Annotated in this window: 21 protein-coding genes and 1 tRNA gene; 10 read left to right on the top strand and 12 right to left on the bottom strand. The window is 42.3% G+C overall.

The annotated features are described in order from the left end of the window. Positions 1–113: 113 nt before the first annotated feature. Positions 114–614 (bottom strand): hypothetical protein, encoded by a 501-nt coding sequence (locus tag IQ230_RS15275; protein ID WP_193932808.1) that lies wholly within the window; start codon positions 612–614, stop codon positions 114–116. 523 nt (positions 615–1,137) lie between these two features. Here IQ230_RS15275 and IQ230_RS15270 point away from each other — a divergent pair. From IQ230_RS15270 to IQ230_RS26720, 5 genes are all read left to right on the top strand, one after another. Then, a complete protein-coding gene (locus IQ230_RS15270; protein ID WP_193932807.1) occupies positions 1,138–3,738 on the top strand; it encodes a M1 family metallopeptidase in 2,601 nt (866 codons plus the stop codon). Positions 3,739–3,929: 191 nt separating this feature from the next. Continuing rightward, positions 3,930–4,604, top strand: a complete 675-nt coding sequence (uppS, locus tag IQ230_RS15265) for a polyprenyl diphosphate synthase (RefSeq protein ID WP_193932806.1) — start codon at positions 3,930–3,932, stop codon at positions 4,602–4,604. Positions 4,605–4,909: 305 nt separating this feature from the next. Continuing rightward, positions 4,910–5,200 (top strand): DUF433 domain-containing protein, encoded by a 291-nt coding sequence (locus IQ230_RS15260; RefSeq protein ID WP_193932805.1) that lies wholly within the window; start codon positions 4,910–4,912, stop codon positions 5,198–5,200. Then, positions 5,197–5,349: a hypothetical protein gene (locus IQ230_RS26725; protein WP_228054978.1), complete on the top strand. Its 153-nt coding sequence runs from the start codon at positions 5,197–5,199 to the stop codon at positions 5,347–5,349. The genes IQ230_RS15260 and IQ230_RS26725 overlap by 4 nt, the downstream gene beginning before the upstream one ends. Next, on the top strand, positions 5,346–5,525 hold the full coding sequence (locus IQ230_RS26720) for a hypothetical protein (RefSeq protein ID WP_228054977.1): 180 nt from the start codon (positions 5,346–5,348) through the stop codon (positions 5,523–5,525). Before IQ230_RS26725 ends, IQ230_RS26720 begins: the two co-directional genes overlap by 4 nt. A 166-nt stretch (positions 5,526–5,691) precedes the next feature. On the opposite strand, the gene IQ230_RS15250 is transcribed toward IQ230_RS26720, so the two are convergent. Next, a complete protein-coding gene (locus IQ230_RS15250) occupies positions 5,692–6,630 on the bottom strand; it encodes a bifunctional helix-turn-helix transcriptional regulator/GNAT family N-acetyltransferase (protein WP_193932804.1) in 939 nt (312 codons plus the stop codon). 426 nt (positions 6,631–7,056) lie between these two features. Here IQ230_RS15250 and IQ230_RS15245 point away from each other — a divergent pair, with 426 nt between their 5' ends. Both IQ230_RS15245 and IQ230_RS15240 read left to right on the top strand, forming a co-directional pair. Beyond that, positions 7,057–8,766 carry an ABC1 kinase family protein gene (locus IQ230_RS15245; protein WP_193932803.1) on the top strand — a complete coding sequence of 570 codons (1,710 nt, stop codon included), beginning with the start codon at positions 7,057–7,059 and terminating at the stop codon, positions 8,764–8,766. Positions 8,767–8,780: 14 nt separating this feature from the next. After that, entirely contained in the window at positions 8,781–9,152 is a 372-nt protein-coding gene (locus IQ230_RS15240) for a hypothetical protein (protein WP_193932802.1), read from the top strand. Between the two features lie 19 nt (positions 9,153–9,171). Here the strand turns inward: IQ230_RS15240 and IQ230_RS15235 are convergent, their stop codons facing one another. The 3 genes from IQ230_RS15235 to IQ230_RS15225 form a co-directional block, all read right to left on the bottom strand. Further along, a complete protein-coding gene (locus IQ230_RS15235) occupies positions 9,172–9,585 on the bottom strand; it encodes a GNAT family N-acetyltransferase (protein ID WP_193932801.1) in 414 nt (137 codons plus the stop codon). 214 nt (positions 9,586–9,799) lie between these two features. Beyond that, on the bottom strand, positions 9,800–11,158 hold the full coding sequence (locus IQ230_RS15230; protein WP_322742428.1) for a GTP-binding protein: 1,359 nt from the start codon (positions 11,156–11,158) through the stop codon (positions 9,800–9,802). Positions 11,159–11,387: 229 nt separating this feature from the next. Then, positions 11,388–12,869: a YcjF family protein gene (locus tag IQ230_RS15225; protein ID WP_228054976.1), complete on the bottom strand. Its 1,482-nt coding sequence runs from the start codon at positions 12,867–12,869 to the stop codon at positions 11,388–11,390. A 39-nt stretch (positions 12,870–12,908) separates the two neighbouring features. Here IQ230_RS15225 and IQ230_RS15220 point away from each other — a divergent pair, with 39 nt between their 5' ends. Then, the gene (locus tag IQ230_RS15220) at positions 12,909–13,661 is read left to right on the top strand and encodes an SDR family NAD(P)-dependent oxidoreductase (RefSeq protein ID WP_193932799.1); all 753 of its coding nucleotides are present in this window, start codon (positions 12,909–12,911) and stop codon (positions 13,659–13,661) included. A gap of 50 nt (positions 13,662–13,711) precedes the next feature. Here IQ230_RS15220 and IQ230_RS15215 read toward each other — a convergent pair. From IQ230_RS15215 to yqeK, 5 genes are all read right to left on the bottom strand, one after another. After that, positions 13,712–13,788: transfer RNA gene (locus IQ230_RS15215), tRNA-Met, on the bottom strand. Between the two features lie 40 nt (positions 13,789–13,828). Next, a complete protein-coding gene (locus IQ230_RS15210) occupies positions 13,829–14,782 on the bottom strand; it encodes an asparaginase (RefSeq protein WP_193932798.1) in 954 nt (317 codons plus the stop codon). Positions 14,783–14,843: 61 nt separating this feature from the next. After that, positions 14,844–15,341 (bottom strand): CGLD27 family protein, encoded by a 498-nt coding sequence (locus IQ230_RS15205; RefSeq protein ID WP_228054987.1) that lies wholly within the window; start codon positions 15,339–15,341, stop codon positions 14,844–14,846. A gap of 7 nt (positions 15,342–15,348) precedes the next feature. Beyond that, on the bottom strand, positions 15,349–15,795 hold the full coding sequence (gene rsfS, locus IQ230_RS15200; protein ID WP_193932797.1) for a ribosome silencing factor: 447 nt from the start codon (positions 15,793–15,795) through the stop codon (positions 15,349–15,351). Between the two features lie 100 nt (positions 15,796–15,895). Continuing rightward, a complete protein-coding gene (gene yqeK / locus IQ230_RS15195; protein WP_193932796.1) occupies positions 15,896–16,531 on the bottom strand; it encodes a bis(5'-nucleosyl)-tetraphosphatase (symmetrical) YqeK in 636 nt (211 codons plus the stop codon). 270 nt (positions 16,532–16,801) lie between these two features. On the opposite strand from yqeK, the gene IQ230_RS15190 reads away from it, so the two are divergent. After that, positions 16,802–17,590, top strand: coding sequence for a 7-carboxy-7-deazaguanine synthase QueE (locus tag IQ230_RS15190; protein ID WP_193932795.1), 789 nt, complete (start codon positions 16,802–16,804; stop codon positions 17,588–17,590). Between the two features lie 26 nt (positions 17,591–17,616). Here the strand turns inward: IQ230_RS15190 and IQ230_RS15185 are convergent, their stop codons facing one another. Continuing rightward, on the bottom strand, positions 17,617–18,267 hold the full coding sequence (locus IQ230_RS15185; RefSeq protein ID WP_193932794.1) for a DUF3318 domain-containing protein: 651 nt from the start codon (positions 18,265–18,267) through the stop codon (positions 17,617–17,619). Between the two features lie 164 nt (positions 18,268–18,431). On the opposite strand from IQ230_RS15185, the gene pheA reads away from it, so the two are divergent. Further along, the gene (gene pheA, locus IQ230_RS15180) at positions 18,432–19,289 is read left to right on the top strand and encodes a prephenate dehydratase (RefSeq protein WP_193932823.1); all 858 of its coding nucleotides are present in this window, start codon (positions 18,432–18,434) and stop codon (positions 19,287–19,289) included. A 69-nt stretch (positions 19,290–19,358) separates the two neighbouring features. On the opposite strand, the gene IQ230_RS15175 is transcribed toward pheA, so the two are convergent. Beyond that, positions 19,359–20,000, bottom strand: coding sequence for an LON peptidase substrate-binding domain-containing protein (locus tag IQ230_RS15175; protein ID WP_193932793.1), 642 nt, complete (start codon positions 19,998–20,000; stop codon positions 19,359–19,361). Positions 20,001–20,009 lie beyond the last annotated feature (9 nt).

Raw genomic sequence — 20,009 nt, 5'->3', positions numbered from 1 at the left:
AACTTAGTTTAATTAAATAAAAATATTTTTATCTTTATCATAAAAATAATGAATAATTTTCTTTAAGAAGATTGGGGCAGTTAGCTTTGGATTGCCCCAATGAGATATTTAATTTAAGAATTATCAATAACGGTCAAGCTAATAGTGCCACTGTATGTACCTGGATCTTGATATTCTGCTGTTGTGTATTTGATGTACAAGTCAGCCGCTCCTGTTCCAGCACTGGTAGTCGTATGAGTAGTATTACCACTAGCAAAATCAGTGGAGCCAGGAATTGCTGTACCGTCAGCAAGTAACTTGACTTGGAAATCAATTGGAGTTTGTCCTCCATTTGTAGTTAATGTTCCACTTGTAGCGGTAATAGTTAAACCTTCAGCATTATTGGTTTCAAATGCAATATCAGCAACCTGAACTACCTTAGTGTCTGCACTAATAGGCAAATCTAAATTACTAGCTGCTGCTGTCGCCGTCGTTGTCATATCGAGGATTGACTGCACATTACCACTCAAATTAACGGTATCACTAGTAGTCTGTGCAAATGCAGTTGGAGAGAAAGCTGTGATAGTACCCAAAAATAGCCCAGAAGTAATAATTACACGATTTAAGATAGACATTTTAGGATTATTCCTTGGTAAGTTGATTAACAGTATTGGTTGTGGCTTGAAGCTTAGTGTACTTGCTTATTGAATTACTGAAAGCTCCTTGTATACTGTTATATAAGTTAAGTTTTAGAGAAGCTTGCTGGTTTTTGCTGATTTTTTTGTCAAAGCTAATAATTAGAAAATTCAGTAATTTTACTAATTTGATTGCCTTAATAAAGGGTATTTGCTGATAAATTTGATATTTTTGACTATATATAGAGAAATAGCAATTGAAGATATTAATTATTCTTTATGAGAACAGCAGTAAGATAGTCTATTAAACAAAATAAAAAAGTTGTTCTATATTATTAAGAAATTTGAAGAAGAAGTGCGATCGCCTCTTCTCCTTTTAGTAAGTTTCACCAAAATCAATAGCATTAATTATTGAGTTGATTTGAACTTACCAAGTCAATTAAGTTGCAGAGTATTCAATTTTAAGTGCGTTCAAGCGCTACCCTGGAAAACAACAGGCATAGCGTTGAAGTAAGGAAAATCGATGTCGCAGTTTCATTTGGATACCGATAATAGCCGCCACAAATCCTTTGAGCTACCAGGGGCAAAACCGCACTACAATCCAGATCGTCCAGGACAAGTCGAGCATATTTTCCTCGATTTGAATTTAGACATTCCCAATCAAAGCTATCAAGGTACTTGCGTTACTCAACTCAAACCCATCCGCAATGGAATTAAAAGGTTAACGTTGGATGCAGTGAATTTGAATATTCAATCAGTGCAAGTTGACGAAGCGCCTCAAAGTTTTGAGTACGATGGTTGGCAGTTGCATATTCAACTTGAGACACCTACAGTAGTGGGTCAGGTAATTAAGGTTGCGATCGCCTATGCTGCAGAACAACCCCAACGCGGCATTTACTTTATTACTCCAAATCAACATTATCCCAATAAACCAACACAAGTTTGGACGCAGGGCGAAGATGAAGACTCGCGCTTCTGGTTTCCTTGCTTCGACTACCCAGGACAACTATCAACCTCTGAAATTCGCGTCCGCGTTCCCAAACCTTATATAGCCATTTCTAACGGAACCTTAATTAATACGGCAGAAGATGGTGACGCTAAAATTTACCATTGGTTACAAGAGCAAGTCCATCCTACTTATCTTATGACACTTGCGGTAGGAGACTTTGCCGAAATTCAAGACGAATGGCACGGTAAACCTGTCACTTACTACGTTGAAAAAGGACGTGAAGCAGACGCACGGCGTAGTATGGGGAAAACTCCACGCATGATTGAATTTTTTAGCGAGAAGTATGGCTATTTGTATCCGTATCCAAAATATGCCCAAGTCTGCGTTGATGACTTTATTTTTGGAGGAATGGAAAACACCTCCACAACCTTACTAACAGATCGCTGTTTACTCGATGAACGCGCTGCACTTGATAACCGCAACACTGAAAGCTTAGTCGCCCACGAACTTGCGCATCAATGGTTTGGCGATCTCGTCGTAATAAAGCATTGGTCTCATGCTTGGATTAAAGAAGGTATGGCTTCTTACTCAGAGGTGATGTGGACAGAACACGAGTATGGTGCAGAGGAAGCGGCTTATTACCGATTACTTGAAGCACGGAGTTACTTAGCAGAAGATAGTAGCCGTTATCGTCGTCCAATCGTCACGCACGTTTATCGCGAAGCTATTGAGTTATACGATCGCCACCTTTACGAAAAAGGTTCGTGTGTCTATCACATGATTCGCACCGAATTGGGAGAAGAATTATTTTGGCAGGCAATTCATACATTTGTTCAAGATAATGCTCATAACACGGTGGAAACCATCGACTTACTAAGGGCGATTGAAAAAGCATCTGGCAGAAATTTACTATTTCTTTTCGATCAATACGTCTATCGCGGCGGGCATCCTGATTTTAAAGTTGCTTACGCTTGGGATGGAGATAGCAAATTAGCTAAAGTTACAGTGACGCAAACTCAAGCAAAAGAAGGTTCTAACGGTACTAATAGCGATTTGTTTGATTTGAAAATTGCGATCGCATTTGGCTATCCCAATGAGGAATCTTCCCCTCAACTGAAAACATTTACAGTACGGGTGCATGAAAAAGAGCAAAGTTTCTACTTTCCTTTAGAACAGAAGCCGCAATTTGTCAGTTTCGATGCTGGGAATAACTACTTAAAGACAGTTACGCTAGAGTATCCACTACCAGAATTAAAAGCACAGCTAGAATTCGATCCTGACCCAATTTCACGAATTTATGCAGCGGAAGCTTTGGCAAAAAAAGGTGGCTTAGAAGCAGTAAAAGCACTTTCTCAAGCTTTGAAACGCGATCGCTTCTGGGGGGTACGTACTGAAGTTGCTAAACAACTCGCCCAAGTCAAACTCGATCAAGCTTTTAGTGGTTTAGTTGTAGGATTAGAAGACGAACATCCCCTTGTGCGCCGTGCAGTGGTAGAAGCACTTGCTGATATTAAAACACGCGAGAGTTATAGAGCAATTAAACCACTAGTAGAAAACGGCGATCTAAGCTACTACGTTGAAGCATCTGCGATTAAGGCGATCGGTGCCATTGCGGGTGGAACTGTAGATGAAAAGCCCAAAGAAGAAAAAGTAGTGAAACTGCTCAAATCAATTTTAGAACAAAGAGCAGGGTGGAATGAAGTCGTCCGTGCAGGTGCGATCGCAGGACTTAGCCAAATGAAAACCTCTGAGTCAGCACTCGATCTCATCTTGGAATATACCAAACTAGGCGTACCCCAAGCCCTACGACTCAGCGCAATTCGCGCCCTCGGCACAATTTCTACAGGGTTAAGCACAGTCAATCTCGAACGAGTCTTGCAACAACTTGAAGAACTCTCCCGCGAGTCATTTTTCTTAACTCAAGTCGCCGTTGTCAGCGCTCTGGGACAAATGGAAACTCCTAAAGCAATTGGCATTCTACAATCTTTAGCAAGTCAAACTCCTGATGGACGGGTGCGGCGCATGGCGGAGGAAGCTGTATCGCGAGTGCAAACTGCAGTTGGCACAGATCAAGGTGTGAAACAATTACGTGAAGAACTAGATGTACTGAAACAACAAAATCAAGAACTCAGAAGTCGCTTAGAAAGTTTGGAGGCGAAATCCTCACAGCAGTAAGCGATCGCATTCAAAAAGCTATAAGTTTTAGCAGAAAAGACTAAGAGCAGAAGAACTCTGTTTAATAACGAGTTCTGCTGCTTAGGTTATCGGTGGGGATGTATTTGAAAGATTATCGGTAGGGGAGTTGTGACAACTTGTAAGCTAAGTTGTGTTGGTAATTTTTATAAGCGTTCTAGCTAGGTTGCAATATGCTTATTCCAAAACATATCGGCTTCATTATGGACGGCAATGGACGTTGGGCAGAACAGCATGGACTACCTCGCAGTGCAGGTCATTATGCAGGTATTGCCCATATTGTTGAGATCCTCGATATTTGCCATGATTTTGGTATTAACAATGTCTCAGCTTATGTTTGGTCAACTGAGAATTGGGGAAGACCAACAGATGAAGTTCGGGCGTTAATGAGCGGCATTGAGGAACTTGGTCCTCGCTTAGCTGATGAACTAGACAGCCGACGAGTGCGGATTTTACATAGTGGCAGCCGTGAAGGAGTTTCTGAATCTGTACTCAATGTGATCGATGATGCCGTGAATCTAACGAAAACGCATAATCATAGAATCCTCAACCTTGCATTCAACTATGGTGGACGCGCCGAGATTGTTGAGGGAGTTCGCAAAGTGGTAACTCAACAGCCTCAACCAGAAGAAATTACAGAGACGACCTTTGCTAGATGTTTATACACAGCTGAACTTCCCGATCTAGATTTAGTAATTCGTGCTGGTGGAGAGCAACGACTGAGTAATTATTTTTTATGGCAAAGTGCGTATGCACAACTCTACTTCACTGAGGCTTTCTGGCCTGCACTCTCGCAGCAAGATATTAAGGGTGCAATTGATTATTACAACGAAAGATTAAGCCGTTGAGTGCGATCGCCGCTCAACAGTGTCGTTAGCCCTCTGTGTTGTTGGTGAGAACACTGCCCAGCGCCAGGTGTTTGCAGAACATTACTAACTCTAGACACTCTTAGCCTGTTGTGGTAAAGAAAACCAGTCAATGCAGTGAACAGTTGCAGTTCGTTGTTAATTTGTTATGAACTTCTGCTGCTGTTGATTTAGGTCGCTAGCTGGCTCTTACTCCTGGCTGAAATGTGTTGAAGGCTCATCTATCTAGTCAGTCTTTATTCTAGTAAACTACAAGTAACTCCAATTTTTACCGTACGCTTCACTCCATGTCCGTCGAAACTCTCTCGCGCTACGTTACCAGTAACTCTGAGATTTTAAGCGGAGAGCCAGTTATTCTAGGCACTCGCACATCTGTTCGTGCCATCGTTGGTTTGTGGCGTCTAGGTATTATGCCAGAAGAAATTTTGAGCCATTTGCCTCATTTAACGCTAGCACAAGTGTTTGATGCTTTGAGCTTCTATCTCGATCATCAGGCAGAGATTAATGAGTACATTGAGCAAAACCAAGTTCCTAATGAGCTAGTGCATCCATCGGTAAGAGCCGCATTAGGCGAATGACAATTGCGGCACTTTACACAGATGAAGATATGTCGGCACTTGTTGCTACACTTTTAAGAGCGCGTGGTTTAGATATTACGACTGTTCCTGAGCAAGCAACCCTGGGCAAAACGGATAGAGAGCAGCTTCTACTGGAAGGTGCATTTTGACCCATAACCGAGTTGACTTTGAACGGTTGCATCTTCAGTACATGGAAGAGGATAAACAACATTCTGGAATTATTGTAGTGCCTCAGAAAAATGCTTATGAAGTTGCGCAAAGAATTGGTATTTTGGTGAGTGCGTTGACGATTGAGGAAATTAGAAATCAATTACTATACGCTTGAATTTCTCGGAGAAAGTTATTATCTAGAATTTAGTGATAGACGTAGCTAGCAACACTGCGCAATAAGTTAAGAGAATTGGCAGGTATATTAAGGCGATTTAGCCGCTGCTTAGCTAGTGGGCTGCAACTCTAAATCAGTTATAGAAATAAGCTAAAATGATCGCAGTCTACAATTCTAGCTCCCATACTTCTCCGATCAAATGATGACCAAAGCTGTTGTGTTCTTCTTCATAAACTAAGCGAAAACCAACAACTTCATAAATATGTCGAGCAGCCAGCAAGACATTGTTTGTCCACAGCGTGACCTTACTGTAACCAGCTTGTCGGGCAAACCGCATGCATTCGTTTACTAGTCGAGTCCCAATACCTAATCCGCGTGCTTTTGGCTCAACGAACAATAAACGTAATTTTGCGACTTCATCCGATTGTTTCACAAGACAGACTGAACCAACAATTTCACCGTCTCTTTCGGCAATCCAGCATCGCTCTCGTTTCGGGTTATAGTTCTGAACAAATTCGGCGACAATACTGGCAACTAGTGCCTCAAATTGCTCATTCCAACCGTATTCCTCAGCATACAGCACGCTATGACGGTGGACTATCCAACCCAAATCGCCAGGTTGGTGAAGACGGAGAATATAAGGAACCTTCTGTTCTGAGCGAGTACCAAGCAACTCCTCAATGACTTGCATTGCCTTGATTAAGCGGCTCTGATCTACCGTAGATAGCTTGTCAAGGATCGCTCCAATCTCGTCATAAGAACAAGCATTGAGCATGGTAAATGAGTTTTGTCCTTGCTCCGTCAAGCATAAAATAGTTTGCCGCCCATCAGTTTCAGAGGGCTGTTTGTCAATTAGTCCGCGTTTTTTAAACTCGCGCAAAATGCGACTTAGATAGCCTGCGTCTAAATCTAATTTGTTGGCAATCTCGGTTGCTGTAGGTTTTTCACAGTGTGCGAGTTCGTAGATGACCCGTGCTTCAGTTAATGAGAAGGGACTTTTTAATATTCCCTCGTGCAACACCCCAATTTGCTGAGTGTAGAACCGATTAAAGCGACGTACAGCTTCTATATGTTCTGCATATTTGGCAGAGTTGGTCTTCGTCATTAGTATGACTCCTTGCGACGAAGGGCTATATAGTTGATTGTGTCAACTATATACTTGCTTTTGTCAAGTATATTAGGCGAATGTTGAATAGCTCAGCAAAACGAAAGCCGGTTGGTTTTGCCTAGCTTATCTGTATCTGATAATCTGTGACTCGTCTTATGTGTCTATCTACGAAACTCTTCCACAAGAGAGAATTTTGTAATTTTTCTTATTATTTGTTTGTAGTTTTATATACTATAGTTAAGAAAAAGATAAAGTTTAATGGTCAGTCTCAAAGTTACATGACTGGCGGACTTACCGGAAATCCTTATCTATAAATTGATGGATCTAAAAGGATAATAATTAGGTCGTGTTAGCAACTACCGTAACTAGTGTTACCAAAAGTTGCAATCATCAATAATTCCAGTAGGAGAGGCAAAAAAAGGCGTGGGTCAGTATCAAGCTCAAAATAACCGCCGTTACGATCCAGAAGCGATCGCACGTTACTACCGTTACCGCCCTTGGTTAGCGTTTTGGCGGGCTTGTACTATCATCTGGTGTTTTGCGGGATTCATGCTTGGTCTTTATTGGGACAAGTGGCAGAACCGAGAAGAACAAAACAAGTTTAGACGGGCAACGCAGTTACGGCAAATTCTGACTCGCCTAGGACCTACATTTATTAAAGTCGGTCAAGCACTATCAACAAGACCTGACTTAATTCGCAAAGATTTTCTCGACGAACTCGTCAAGCTACAAGATCAGCTACCACCTTTTGATAATGCGATCGCTTTCCGCACAATTGAAACCGAGTTAAATCGCTCAATTCAAGACGTATACAGTGAAATTTCGCCACATCCTGTTGCAGCAGCAAGTCTTGGTCAAGTGTATCGCGCTCGTTTACACAGCGGAGAAGAAGTTGCAGTTAAAGTACAACGTCCCAACTTACGCCCTGCTCTGACGCTAGATCTCTACTTAATGCGGTGGACAGCCGGTTGGATATCTCCTTGGCTGCCGCTAAACCTTGGTCACGATCTCAAGATGATCGTAGATGAGTTCGGGACTAAGTTATTTGAAGAAATTGATTATCTCAACGAAGCGCGTAACGCCGAAAAGTTTGCCACCAACTTCCGCAACGATCTCCGAGTTAAAGTACCAGCCATTTACTGGCGGTTTACCGCTACTCGCGTCTTAACACTTGAATGGATTCATGGATTCAAACTAACAGATACACAAAGTATCCGCGAAGCAGGTTTGGATACAGATACATTAATCGAAATCGGTGTCACTGCGGGTTTACAGCAACTATTAGAACACGGTTTCTTTCATGCCGATCCGCACCCAGGAAACTTGTTTGCAATGCCTGATGGTCGCATGGCATACATCGACTTTGGTATGATGGATCAGCTTAGCGAACTGACAAAAGAAACTTTAGTCGATGCGATCGTGCATCTCGTTAATAAAGACTATACCGAGTTAGCTGCTGATTTTGTCAAATTAGGATTTTTAACTCCAGATACGAATATTTGTCCTATTGTCCCAGCGCTAGAAGCAGTACTTGGCGAAGCAATTGGTCAAAGTGTAGGAGACTTCAACTTCAAATCGGTCACTGATTCATTTTCGGAGTTGATGTATGATTATCCCTTCCGCGTTCCAGCACAGTTTGCCTTAATTATTCGTTCTTTGGTGACACAAGAAGGTATTGCACTAAGTTTAAATCCGAATTTCAAGATCGTTGAAGTATCCCATCCTTACGTCGCACGGCGTCTACTGACAGGAGAAACACCCCAGCTAAGACGACGGTTACTTAACGTATTGTTCAAAAATGGTAAATTTCAGTGGGAACGCTTAGAAAATTTAATTGCGATCGCCCAAGCTGACAAAAGATTTGATTTATTACCAACCGCACAATTGGGTATACAATACCTCTTGTCAGAGGAAGGCAAGTTTCTGCGGCAGCAATTTTTGTTAGCTTTGACTGAAGATGACCGTTTGCATACAGCAGAAGTTCAGCGGATTTGGAATTTAGTCAAAGGTGAGTTGCAGCCAAATCGTATCTTAAATGTTGCGTTAGATGCAATAACAGAGATCTCAAAAGAAAGGACAGCAGCAATCTTACCTGTAGTCAATGCTTTCGCAGTTTTTCCTAAGCAAAAATAAACTCGGAGTTTTTCATGTACTATTTGCCAGAGCCACCATACTTTCTCATGATTGCAGGTTTATTTGTTTCACTAACCTCGGGTGCTGCTTTTGGTGCGACTTTGCAGCAAATTGTGCAAAACTGGTCAAGCGATCGCATTAGTAGTATGAGTTCGCAGTTACCCACAGTGTCGCTAGTTGTTCCCTTTGTAGGCATTACTATCGGCGTGTACTTGTTTCTCTCTGCGGGTTTAGAAGTTTTTGGTTTTCCTGGTTTAATAGCTTATGCAGTTGCGCTGCCGCTGACTTTATTCCTCGGCATACTAATTTGGCGGCAACTTGGTAGTATGTTGACTTTAGCAGAAAAAGAAGGCTTTGCTGCGATCGATATTGATCGTTGGGGTTAAAAAATTAACGCCATTAGTTTTATGCCTCATTCACCAACCACGTTCCAATGACTTGTCCCATACCAACAGGTTGCTCTACAAAACCAAGTTTCGCATAAAGTTGAGGAACATCATCTGTAAACAAATAGACGTGTTGCCCCTTCAATCTACTAAGTAGATTTTGCATCATTGCTGTTGCAATACCTTGACGACGATATGCGCTAAGTGTCCAAACATCAACAATATAAGCATTGCAAACACCATCAGATAAAACACGGGCAGTGCCAACAATACGATTATTAGCGTAAGCAACACAGGCAGCATAACTATTTTCAAAAGAGGTTTTAAGCTGTTCTGGAGTACGCCCATTGTCAAAGGCATCTCGGCATAGTGTTGTTTTCATCTCTGTCCAATCAACACTATCTAAATTGGTTTTGTAAACGATTTCTGGCATTCTTCCATACCGTCTCCGGTTCAATAACCAGGCTATGAGCGAGTTACTAGTGGATAATCAATCATCACTTTGATTGTAAGTAATTAACCGGATTTGATATTAACTAAGATTTTAAATGAAGGACACCTGAACACCGTACTGATGTTGCCTACTCTCTCTAAGCTTTGAACTCCTCTTTCACTAGCCAAAGCGCGACTTTTCACCAATCTATGCATCAATTTAAATGTTGACTCAACTCTTGGCGCAGGCGGTAAAGAATTGTATTTGGTTCTACCTGTTCTAGTATTTCTTGAATAACGGTACTAGTTCCGAGTTGTCCCCAAGTGCAGCCGCGTTCTAAATAAACTTGGGCAGCTTGTCCGACAATATAAGAACCGTAACCTGCAATACTACCTTGGGCGATCGCCGCACCAAAATAAGCAGTTAAGTTACCAGGGTTCTCGCTACTAGCAACAGCAGCGGTACTTTTTCCCAAACCTAAAAATAAACCACTTCCAAGTTCAGCTAAGAGTAAACCTCCAGAACTTAGCAAAATAGTGCGTAACAGCTTTGCTGCTTCATAGCCTGTCATCGGTAAACCATAAACCTTTGCCAAAGAACGAATGAGTGCCAAGTCAGCAACAACTCCACCGAGTAGATCTAAAAATGCCACAGGATTAAGTGCAACTGCTAATGCTTTGTATTTGGTAAATTGCCAAATTAAATCTTCAGCTTCCTTTTGACGCAATTCTACAGACTTATGGGCAATTTCCGCTGTTGCTTGGCGGGCTTGGATCAAAGCATTTAACGCTAAAAGCGATCGCCCTTCGCGATTAAGAATTCTTAAGATTGCTTGCTGAAGTTCAGTAATTTGTGGTGAGTGCGTTTCTAATTCCTCTGTTATCTTGCCATCAGCCCACTCTACACGGACTTCCATCGGTGCTGGTTCTGCGGCTACCATGACAATTTCATCAGGGGACATAACTTCGCGTCCCTGTGTTGCCAATTGCTGCAAATTGTTGTAAATTGCTTCGCGATCAGTGTCAGGATACAAATCAATTTTGTTGAATACTAAGATTAAAGGTTTTTGCGATCGCCGCAACTCACATAATGCTTGATATTCAGTCCGCGTGATATCACCTGCAACAACAAACAAAATCAAATCAGCTTGGCGTGCCACATCCCGCGCCATTTGCGCGCGTATTTGTCCTTCTATTTCATCTAATCCTGGCGTATCAATCAACTCAATTTGAACTTTACCTTTTTCACTCGGAGTCCACCGTACTGAACGCGGATATTGAGTTACACCATGTAGTGGTCCCGTTTGGAGAACTTTTTCTCCTATTAATGCATTTAAAACTGCCGACTTACCACGACTGACTAAACCAAACGCCGCAATCCGAATCACATTGGAATCTATTTTACTCAGTGCCGAATTTAACACCTCAATTTCTGGTTTGACTAATCCTGAAAGTTCCCAACTTGCAGGCGATCGCCCTCCCGACTTACGCAGATGTGAATACCACGATAGCGCTTGTCGTAAGCTTGCCTTGGCACGGTTTAAATGAGACTCTTGTTGACTAGTACGCACTATATAATTAATGACTCAAAATCAGAACGACAGCTACAAATCCATTCTTAACGAGGATTTCCCACTTTAGCTTCTTCTATCGTAAGCGATGTTTTAATTAACATCAGTTTGTAGGTGATGAGCGTATATCGTGAAGTTTCTTTATGAGTATGAGTAAGTCCACAGAGGTGGACTACCCTGCGGGAAGCCGCTGTGCGTTTATGTTTGACTAGCTGCGAATTCATTTGCCAAGCTATGATTCAGCAAGTTGTGATTGAGATTGTTTTGGTAACAAACGTTCGACACCTTGCTTGACAAAACCTTGTAAAAATGCTTGCTGATTTTGCTGAAATACTTTTTGTAAGGTTTGGCTTAACTTCTCTAAATTTAGTCCTTTAGAGTCAATTGCCACTTCCTGTAATTGGAAATACTCAACCAAACTTAAACCCGCTAAACGTGTCAGGTACGCCGCACTCATGCCTTGTACAACCCCTCCTGCAACAAAAGTTACGGCATTACTTTTGAGCACTGTGCTTACAGCTTTTGTTGAAAGTTCGATTAAACCCAGCTTTACCATCAAACTTCCCATAGTTCCAGCGACAGTTTGGGCTTGTTGAAGAGAGAATTTCTGTTGATAGATTGCACCTAATTCGGTTACTAACTGGGCATTAATTGCTGCAGTTGCCAGTAAATCAAGCGCGGGAACTGGATTTGCAAAAGCAGCAGCAGCAGCAATCCACTGATATTGTTCGATAACAGGGATAGCGCGATCGCGTCTAACGTTATTGAGTAGTGTTTTTGCCTTAACTTTTATCGTTACAGCTTGGCGTTGCGTTGTTGCCCAAATCAATTGTTGTCTTTCTTCGGTTGCAATAGTTGCTAAGCGATCTCCCAGTTGTTCAATGACAGGTTGAGGTTGTTCTAGCCATTCTTGAATTGCACCATCCGCTGCATGTTGGCGCACCTTCCTTTGATTAGGAGATGCCGCGATCGCAATAATATCTTCTGCTTTTAGCAGTGTTTGCATCCGCTGTTGTAATGCGTATAACACAACGGTGCGTTCTTCAGCTAAATGATGATCTTGTTTATTAGATACAAGCAAAGTACGTTGCCGATTCGTTGCGATTAACTGCTGCAACGTCTGAAAGTCAGTTTCTGTTAAATCGCCGTTAGTTACAAATAATACTAAATCTGCAGTATTTGCTTGTGCAAGTGCAGCAGTTTCAGCTTGGCGATCGCTATCAACAATTGTAAATAAAGCAGGTGTTTCATGAAAACTTAGCTTCTGCCCAAGGAAGCGATCAGACAATACTTGAATTAGAGTTGATTTACCAACTGATTTACCGCCAGTCACAACTACTCGTAATTCTTGTCGTTCAAACTCGTTATTGAGTTCGGCTAGTTCTTGGCGCAGTTGAATTGGATCGCTTTCAGTTTCGACAGTCAACTGTTCAATCACACTTGCTACTTGTGCGATCGCTTTTTCTACAGTTTCTCGCGTGACAGGTAAATTATCTAGACTTTGTCTCTTTGGAGTTCTTTGCTGCCATAGCCACAAAGTTCCACCCACTGCGATCGCTCCTAAAATGCCATACTCACCTAGCACAATAGAGTGATGCCAACTTTGCAATACCCACAAACAGAAGGATAAACCTACACCACCCATTAAAATCGGTCGCCGCAACTGAACAGCCATGATTAAATGCAAATACTTGGATGCTTTCTCTTCCAGCATAGAACAATTTTGTGAAAGCGATTAGCACTAGGAGGACTGATGATTGATCTACACGACAAAGTTATTTTAGTTACAGGGGGATCGCGAGGAATTGGTGCAGCAACAGTGTTGACACTTGCTTCTTCTGGAGCTTATGTGATCCTACACTACAGTCGCGCGCAAGCATCTGCCCAAGCTATCGCTCAAGAAATCGGTGGCGATCGCTGTTATGTAGTACAAGCCGATTTAGCTATTACAAATGCGAGTCGTAAATTATGGCAAGAAGCGATCGCATGGCGAGGGCAAATTGATGTCTTAGTCAATAATGCAGGTATTATCCAGTCAGCGGGCATTGATGATGAGATGTGGGGCAGCACATGGCAGACAACTTTACAAGTTAATTTGATTGCGGTTGCTGATTTGTGCCGCGAGGCTATTGGGCATTTTCGCGATCGCGCTGGTGGAATTATCATTAATGTTGCGAGTCGCGCCGCTTTTCGCGGTGACGCCCCAGACTATATGCACTATGCTGCTTCAAAAGGGGGTGTTATTGCCTTAACGCGTAGTATTGCGCGGGGGTTTGCTGCTGATAATATTCTTGCTTTTGCTGTGGCACCTGGTTTCGTTGAAACTGAGATGGCAGACGAGTTTATTCGAGCATACGGTGAAGCAGTTGTAACTCGTGATATTCCTCTGGGTAAAATTGCTCCACCTCAAGATGTTGCTAATGTTATTGCCTTTTTAGCCTCTGGGCTAGCTCCGCACGCTACAGGAACAACAATTGATATTAATGGCGCGTCTTATGTCCGGTAGATCTTCATAAAAAAACCTCGCAATCACTACAGACTACGAGGTTTCTTATTTGGTGGCGGGAAGTGGATTTGAACCACTGACCTTCGGGTTATGAGCCCGACGAGCTACCAGGCTGCTCTATCCCGCGTCAACTTATCTAATATAACCCGTTATCAAAATTTTAGCAACTACAACATGGACAATTCTCCAACGACTTCTAGGCGCTTGTATTTTCCTAGTGTCATAAACGATTCTGCCAAAGTTTCTGCAACACTAGGGTTAATCCAACCCATTTGCTGAAGTAGGTAAATGGCAACAGCATATTTAGCCCGCTTTGCCCCATCCATCACTTTAATTGCCAATCCCATACCCTCGCCAATGCGACCAATACATTGAATGCCTTCTGCACCAGCCTTACTTACTAACTCTCCTTGAGTTAGGCGCATGAGTTCTGTATCAAATTCACCTTCTCCGGCAACCAGCTTAGGGTGATGCGTCATAGCCCGCACAATTCTTTCCATATCAAGGTTATTGCCAGAAGCAAGCTGCGCATACAATGATGCAATTTGTCCTATTTGCATCAAATAAGTCGGAGCGCCACAATCATCATGGGCACTGATAAATTCATCAGCTGGCATCCGCAGTAATTCGGCAATTTTACCAAAAATCAGTTGCTGCACAGGATGAGTGCGCTGTAAGTAATTATTGAGTGACCAACGCCGTTGCTGACAAACAGCAAGCATACCAGCGTGTTTTCCTGAACAGTTGTACTGCAATGAACTATGTTTGCCTTCAGGGATAGGGCACTGCAATACTGAAGGATCAATATCTGCACGCCAGAGAATATTAAATACTTGACGTACTTGTTCTATTGTCCCTTTATGTGAACTACAGATAATTGCTAAATCTCGATCCGTTAGGTTGTAGCGTTCAAGTGTCCCTGTTGTAGTGACACCCAATGCTTGAAATGGCTTGAGTGCAGAACGGATAAATGTCGCAGTCTCTGCATTTCCAGCAACAGACAAAACTCGTCCTCGGTCGTCACATACGACAGCCTGGACTAAATGTCTTGATTCGATAATACCTTCGCGCAGTAACCTCACTTCGAGTTCTGCGGCTTGAGTTCGTTTTCCCCTTGTCATGGGTAAACTCTATCATTTAGCGGGACGTAAAAGTAGATCTCAAACTGATGAATCGAGAAAATTACAAAAAATACCAAAATAACTCACCCAACAATAGAATTAGTGCTATGACTCCTAACGTCTGCTGTAAACGGTGAATAATTGGTTTAACTTGATAGCTAACAATCAAACGATCGCGCGTCAGGATTTCTTGTGGCTTTGTCCACGTTTGTCCGTCATACCAACCTGACTCTTCGTAAAAAATCGTTGGACTTGTCAGGCGATCGCATACGTAAGACCAGCCTAAATACCAACGTACAACAGTAAAAATGACGCCAATAGTTGCTAACCCCGCTCCACAAAGCATAAATTGTACAATATACTTCTGGGGAGAAAAACTTGCGGCGGCGACTGGTCCTGCAATGACCCAAGATAATCCCCACACCCAAGCTAACTTGGTGAGATACTTACGCCATTCTGAACTACAAGTACTAAAAAAGTTTGATGCTTTTAGCGCCTCATATTCGTTGAGTGGCTGTTGTTCCGCAGGGACAGGACAATCAGAAACTGAAAAATCCATCATGGTGCTAAGCCCCATCGGCAGTGGTAAACTCGATTTGTTCCGCATGACCCCAAAAAGCTTCTAAATTGTAAAATTCACGCTCTTTAGCCATCATGATATGAACTATGACATCACCATAGTCTTGTAACACCCAACTTGCATCTGCTTTTCCCTCAGTGCGTATCGGTTGACGCTGCCACTCTTGTTCCACTTTGTCTGCAATTGCAGAAGCGATCGCGCGGACTTGAACGTGTGAGTATCCAGTGGCGATGACAAAATAGTCTGCCATATATGATACGTCTGTAACCCGCAGCACGACAATGTCTCCTGCTTTACGCTCTGAAGCTGCTTGAGCAGCAGTAAGGGCTAATTCTTTACCACTATTATCTACCTCGGCTTGTCCTGATTTAACTGCACTCGATGCTCTGGATACAGACTGTGATTGTGAATTTATTGGCGAATATTCAGTCATTAAACCTCAGATAACTTGATAAAATTTATTAAACATCTTTAAAAATTATTCTGCAAAATCACGGCTGCGTTTTTTCTGCATACTAACAAAAAACAACGGCTCATGCAGTTTTATCAACTACTCGCTGCGAATTTTTTACTTTTTGCAAAAACCAGTTACGTGTAGCAACTGTTCGAGGATGAATGAGACGATGCGTTTCAACTAATAATTTCAACGAGTAGTCGCAAGTTAACCACACAGCTTGGTCAAGGTTGTGATAACTTGTTTTTCTTAATTTTGCTAACTCTGAAGTATCTCCGCGTTCTGGTTCTAAGCTGTCTGCCAAAAACACGATACAGCTAAGTGAACTCATGCCAGGTTGACCTAAAGTATGATTGGCGATCGCTTGTAAAACTTCTGCATCGTCTATACTAAAAGTATCTCTAGCAACCAGCGCCCCAACATCAGCGTGCAATAAGTGAGGATTAGCTGCACTAGTAGGATCGATTTCTAATCCTTCAGCTTGTGCCATGTCCAAAAGTTTTTGCGGTTTAAAGTACTTCGCGAGATCGTGCATTAACGCAGCCTTGGCGGCTTTTTCTACGTCAATTTGATGACAATCTGCCAACTCAATTGCCATCTGTTCTACTCTAAGAATATGTTGGATACGGGATTGAGGAACGTTGTTTTCTAACCAAGCTAAAACGCGATCGCGTTCAACACTTTTCAACTCCGAATTCTGGTTGGAAGATAGCACAATAGATTAAGAGATTACTTCAGAAATTCATAACTTTAATTGTAACGAAGTGTTAGTAATGAATTAATCGACTCATTAAAAGACCTCCTGCATAAATTGCAGATGTCCTTTGACTTTCTTCGAGGCTAACGAGACAAAGTTGACGAGCGCACGCTCAAGAGTCATTTTGTTTTAAGTCCATCTCTGTGGCTTTTGTTGATCTAGCAGCAAATGTATTTACTAAGCTCCTTCCCTCAATATGGTTTATCCATCTGAAAAATTCTATATTAAATGACAACCAATACACTAATTACTGCACGCCTGATTGAGGTTTTCTCCGCAATTCAGGGAGAAGGACTTAATGTTGGTACGCGACAGATTTTTATTCGCTTTGCCTTATGTGACTTACGCTGTCACTTTTGTGATAGTGCTCACACTTGGAGTGTTCCACCAACATGTCGCATTGAGCGATCGCCTGGATTACGCGACTTTGAAGTGTACGATAATCCAGTTTCTCTAGATTTACTGTTGCAGTGGGTACAACAACTTGATGTACCTGGTTTACACGATAGTATCAGTCTTACTGGTGGTGAACCTTTGTTGCATAGCGCCTTTTTATTGCAATTTCTCCCTCAATTGCAAAAATGTACTGGATTACCTATTTATCTAGAAACAGGCGGACATCGTCCTCAGCAGTTAGCTATGGTTTTACCACATCTTAACTCTGTAGGAATGGATTTGAAGTTACCTAGCGTCAGCGGCGAAAGTCACTGGCAAGAACACGCAGAATTCTTACAGCTTTGTTATCAAGCCAATGTAGAGGTATTTGTTAAAGTGATTGTCTCTGGTGAAACTGATATTGCTGAACTCCACCAAGCTGCTGAATTAGTCGCAAATGTTAGCCCAGAAATTCCTTTATTTCTACAACCTGTAACACCTTTAGATAACATACAAAAATCTGACCAAGTCATTTTCGCTCCAACTCCGGCACAGGTTTTAACTTGGCAAGCTAAAATCAAGCAGATGCTTAAACACGTGCGTGTAGTTCCTCAAACGCACAAAATGCTTAATCAGCTATAAATATTATTGACGCACAGGAGTTTTATTTATTCTCCATAAACGGCTTCTTGAGAAGCTTTTGTTCGTGATTTAGCCTTATTCGCACTGCGTTTGAGGGCTTGTAGTCTAGATTCATATTTTGCCCTTTGGCGCTTACTTGGTGATTGTTCAATTAACGTTTTTAGTGCGCTACCAAGGCTTTTATAGGCATTAGGGAGAGTGTAGTTAAAGCGAGTAGCAAGGGCGATCGCCTTTTCATCAGCATCAATTGCTTCTTGTAGCTGCTTTTGCCCGTTGTTTTTGACGTATAACCGGTAGCCAGACACGCCGCACAATCCTAGGGCTAGCAGTAGTAGTAATCCATCTTGCACCCAAAGTTCACCAACAGCACCACCCAAACCAATTGCGAGGGCTGCCATTTCCCATCCATCTTTGGGAATAGTATCATTTTGAATTCGAGCAACTTCATGCCAAAACAGCAAATTGCGCTGGTCAATTGCCAGTTGATCCCATTTCACCAGATCGATGAGAACTTCGACTTGATCTCTGCCGATTTCTTCTGTAGTAATTAAAGGTGGATTAACTTCGGTAGTTCCTTCTACACTTACCCAACTTTGCAATTCTGGTGGTAGTAAGTTTCTTAAGCGGCGCAGTTCGCTCATTTCTGCTTTGGCAGAGGTTGTTGCGTAGGATGTCATAAACTCAGTGTTATTGCAAATTACAAGTAAAGCTACTATCTTTCATATTGGAGTATACCGTGTCCTTTAATGGTAGCAATATAGTCATCAAGATTGCTGCACAACCAAATACTCCCATACCAGTGCAAGATATCAGTAGGAGTTATGGCACAAGGCGAAACGCGATGGCAATGTCAATTGCACATTTAGGACCTACTGGAACTTATGCAGAACAAGCAGCATTAGCTTATAGAAATCAGCTCAACGATGAAGAACAAATAACGTTATGTCCTTATCCTAGTATTGCTCAGACTTTAAAGGCTGTGGCACGAGGGAAAGCAGATGTTGCTGTTGTTCCTGTCGAAAACTCAATTGAAGGGAGTGTCACAATTACACTAGATACGCTTTGGCAGTTAGACCAATTGCAAATTCAACTAGCCTTAGTCTTGCCGATTACCCATGCTTTGCTTTCCCACGCACCAAACTTAGAAGCTGTTGCAACAGTGTACTCGCATCCACAAGCACTAGCACAGTGTCAAGGTTGGCTGGAGCAGTTTTTACCTAGTGTTGAGTTAATTCCCACAAATTCTACAACAGAAGCTCTCCAACATCTCGAACAAGAAAGTAGTTCAGGGGCAATATCTTCATTACGTGCAGCCCAAATCTACAATTTACCTATTCTTGCTCACGCAATTAATGACTATCCTGATAACTGTACGCGGTTTTGGGTAGTCGGTCAGCCTTCAACTAATCAAGTCTGTTCTGTCGAACACACCCATACGTCACTTGCTTTTAGTTTACCAGCTAACATTCCTGGCGCTTTAGTTAAACCCTTGCAAATATTTGCTGAGCGTGGTATTAACTTAAGTCGCATTGAGTCGCGCCCCACTAAGCGATCGCTTGGTGAATATCTTTTTTTCCTCGATTTAGAAGCAGATGCCAATTCTCCTTTAGTTCAAGGAGCGATCGCAGAACTTGCTACTTATACAGAAATTCTCAAACTCTTGGGTAGCTACAACGTAGTAGAGGCGAAAAGTAACTAGCTACTAGTGACTAGTTGTTAGCTCCTCTTGACACTAGCCAAAGCGCCACTAATCACTCTTTCACTTTCATTAATCAAAAGTATCTTTGAGGACAGTACGCGCTGCTAGATGATTGCGAGTAGAAGTCAAAATCTCTGCTTCACGTTCCAAACGAGCCGCAGTATCCTGCATTTCGAGTAAACTTTGTTGTTCTGCTGCAACACCATAAAGATTGCTGGCTACCCAGTAAGATAACTCTGTAGGCAAGTCAGGAATATCTTTTGGTACTTCAATACTCTGTTCGGTTAGCTTTGCTGAAAGACGCACGACATCATGAAGTAGTTGTTCTACTTCCTTAGCTAAAGGCTTGAGATCCTTTTGTGGTGGGTTATCTTCAATCCATTCAACCAAACCCACTTTGTAAGGCTTTTCTCGAACGTATTCTAAAACACGAAAGCGCTGCTGTCCTAGAGTCAAAATGTTCATGCGATCGTCTGGTAGGCGCTGATACTGAATCACTTCAGCACAACAACCAACTGTCGCAGGTTGATTTTGAACTGGGTCCCACAGCAGGACGCCAAAGCGGCGATCGCTCTCTAGAATCGTGTTCATCATGATCCGGTAGCGAAATTCAAATATATGTAAGGGTAGAGGTCTACCGGGGAAGAGAACTACTTCAGGTAGAGGAAACAGGGATAGTTCTCGAACCGCAATTTTGGAAGAGGATGCCATTTTCGCTCA

This window comes from Gloeocapsopsis crepidinum LEGE 06123 (genome assembly GCF_015207655.1).
Lineage (GTDB): Bacteria > Cyanobacteriota > Cyanobacteriia > Cyanobacteriales > Chroococcidiopsidaceae > Gloeocapsopsis > Gloeocapsopsis crepidinum.
The sequence above is the reverse complement of the archived record's forward strand: the minus strand, read 5'-3'. Positions and strand labels throughout refer to the sequence as shown.